The sequence below is a fragment of the Kitasatospora sp. NPDC059462 genome (assembly GCF_042749955.1).
GTDB lineage: Bacteria > Actinomycetota > Actinomycetes > Streptomycetales > Streptomycetaceae > Kitasatospora.
Map to the genome: position 1 here is coordinate 88,822 of NZ_JBHYUU010000012.1, position 2,747 is coordinate 91,568.

Consider the following 2,747-nt stretch of genomic DNA (forward strand, 5'->3'; position numbering starts at 1 on the left):
CCGGTACCTGTTTCAGGTGCCGGGCCCTTCCGCATGTCACGGCACGGGGCGGTCGGAGCCGAGTTCGCGGGAGATGCGCAGGCCGACCTGGGCGACCACGGGGCCGAGGGCGCGGACGCGGGCGGCGGTCATCCGGGAGGTGAGGCCGGAGACCGAGAGGGCCGCGGTGACCTCGCCGGTGTGGTCGAAGATCGGGGCGGCGACGCAGCGGACCTCGGGTTCGTTCTCGCGGTCGTCGATGGAGTAGCCGCGGGCCCGGGTGCGGGCGAGGTCGGCGCGCAGATGGGTCTCGTCGGAGATGGTCCAGGCGGTGACCGGGCGCAGGCCGGCGGCGACGACCTCGGCGACGGCCTCCTCGGGGAGCCAGGCCAGGATCGCCTTGCCGGTCGCGGTGCAGTAGGCGGGGGCGCGGCTGCCGACCCGGGAGGCCATCCGGACGTTGGTCTCGTCCTCGACCTTGTCGAGGTAGACGATGCCCGGGGCCTGCCAGACGGTGAGGTGGACGGTCTCGCCGGCCTCGCGCTGGAGGCGGCGCAGGTGTTCGGCGGCGACGCTGCGCAGGTCGAGGGTGGAGAGGTAGGCCTGGCCGAGGCGGAGCGAGCCGTGGCCGAGGCGGAACCAGCCGGTCTCCCGGTCGCGGTCGAGCAGGTGCTCGTCCAGCAGCGGCCCGGTGAGGCGCAGCACGGTGGACTTGTTGAGGTCGAGCGCCTCGGCGAGCTGGGCGAGCGGGACGCCGCGTCCGTCACCGTGGTCGCGGACGTAGCCGAGGACGGACAGCGCCCGGCGCAGCGAGGAGGACTGGTTGCGCTCGCCCGCCGCCTTCTTCGGTTTCGCGGTGGTGGCCGCGCTGGCCGCCTGCTCCGTCATCGGTCCGTTCCCCTCTCGTTCCGCCGCCGGACTGCGACGGTTGTCGAACCGTACCGCTTCGAGACCCGACCGCCGCTTTTTCGATACAGCGTTGTGCAGTGCAAAACTTCGCGAACCGACTCTTGTTGGTCGCGAGCGCCCCCGCCTAACGTCCCTGGCATCGAGCAGGCGACGCAGCCCACCCGAGCGGTCGCACTGCCGTACCCATGTAGCACCACCCCCACATCCACGCGTCCACGCACGCACCCACCATCCGGCCCCGGTCAGGGCCTGCTTCGACGTGCCCGTCCCCAGCGGCGCACGTCTCGGCGGCAGCTGTCGGGAGGGGAGGCTCCACACCCATGCGCATCGTCAGACGGACCACCGCGGCTGCCGTCCTCGCCGCCACCTGCCTCGCGGCCGCCGCCTGTTCGCCCGGTACCGCCGTACCGGCCGGCGAGAAGGCTGCCGACGACAAGACCGGCACGCTGCAGGTCTGGCTGTACAACGAGGCCGGCAACGCCGCGAAGGAGGCGGTGATCAGCAAGGCGGTCGCCGAGTTCCAGGCCTCCCACCAGGGCGTCACCGTCAACGTCAGCTACATCGACACCGACGCCTCGGCCCGTGCCGCCAAGATGAAGGGCGCGTTCAACGACCCGAACAGCGCCCCGGACCTGGTCGAGTTCGGCAACACCGACCTGCCCGGCTACGTCGCGGCCGGCGGTCTCGCCGAGATCGGCGCCGACCTCGACAAGTGGAAGGACAAGGGCGACCTCGACCCGGCGATCGCCTCGACCGCCGTGCTCGACGGCAAGACCTACGGCCTGCCGTGGTGGGTCGGTGTGCGCGCGCTGTACTACCGCACCGACATGTTCACCGAGGCGGGCCTGGCCGCGCCGACCTCCTACGCCGACCTGGTCGCCGCCACCGAGAAGATCCACGCCGCGCACCCCGACACCTTCGGCATCGCGGTCGGCGGCAAGTACACCTTCGGCGCGCTGCCCTTCGTCTGGGACGCGGGCGGCGACATCGCCGTCAAGGAGGGCGACAAGTTCAAGGCGGCGATCAACTCGCCCGCCTCGCAGGCCGGCCTCAAGCGCTACACCGACCTCTTCAACGAGAACGGCTGCCCGGTCCAGCAGTGCGCCGACCTCACCGGCGGCAAGACCGTCGACCTGTTCGCGGCCGGCAAGGCGGCGATGGCGATCCTGCCCAACTCCAGCCGCAGCAAGGTGGACGCGGGCGCGGCCAAGGACAAGTACGCGGTGGTCCCGCTGCCGGGTGAGAAGGCCGGCTCGATCGCCCCGGCGTTCGCCGGCGGCAACAACCTCGGCGTGATGAAGGCGGCCAAGCACCGCACCCTGGCCGTGGAGTTCGCCGAGCTGCTGGCGAGCCCGGTGTACCAGGAGCAGATGTACGACGCCATGGGCAACCTGCCGACGCTGAAGTCGGTCAACACCAAGGTCGCCGCCAAGGACGCCTTCCTGAAGCCCTTCACCGACACCATCGCGGCCGGCACCAAGTTCGTGCCGCTGGACCAGGCGTGGGCGCAGATCGACGCGCAGTCCGTCATCCCGACGATGCTCCAGCAGGTCGTCACCGGCAAGGCGGACGTGGCCAAGGCCTCGGGCGACGCCGCCACCCAGATCACCTCGGCCTTCGCCGCCCACTGAGCCGCCCACTGAGCCCGGGCCGTCCGAGTGTCCGGGCCGTCCGAGAGCCCAGGCCGACAGTCCAGGCCGGCTGAACCCGGGTCCGGTGGGTCCACGCCACCGGACCCGGGCCCACCGGGCATCCAGAGAGCAGGTCCCGTACGTGTCCGCACCCACCACGACCGCCCCGGCGGCGCCGCCTTCCCCGAGCGGGTGGCGCCGGGGCAGGGCGTCGGCCGCGCCCCCGCG

The 2,747-nt window shown here is 72.1% G+C and carries 2 protein-coding genes; one reads left to right on the top strand and one right to left on the bottom strand.

Annotated features, from left to right (window positions below; translation table 11 throughout):
- Positions 1-36 precede the first annotated feature (36 nt).
- Positions 37-867 (bottom strand): IclR family transcriptional regulator, encoded by an 831-nt coding sequence (locus tag ACFXAM_RS05955; protein WP_380287809.1) that lies wholly within the window; start codon positions 865-867, stop codon positions 37-39.
- 341 nt (positions 868-1,208) lie between these two features.
- Here ACFXAM_RS05955 and ACFXAM_RS05960 point away from each other — a divergent pair, with 341 nt between their 5' ends.
- Positions 1,209-2,519, top strand: a complete 1,311-nt coding sequence (locus ACFXAM_RS05960; protein WP_380287811.1) for an extracellular solute-binding protein — start codon at positions 1,209-1,211, stop codon at positions 2,517-2,519.
- The last annotated feature ends 228 nt before the right edge of the window (positions 2,520-2,747 follow it).

Excerpts from the sequence above, each read along its gene's own strand:
- ACFXAM_RS05960 (WP_380287811.1), top strand. The coding sequence starts at position 1,209 with ATGCGCATCGTCAGACGGACCACCGCGGCTGCCGTCCTCGCCGCCACC.
- ACFXAM_RS05955 (WP_380287809.1), bottom strand. The coding sequence starts at position 867 with ATGACGGAGCAGGCGGCCAGCGCGGCCACCACCGCGAAACCGAAGAAG.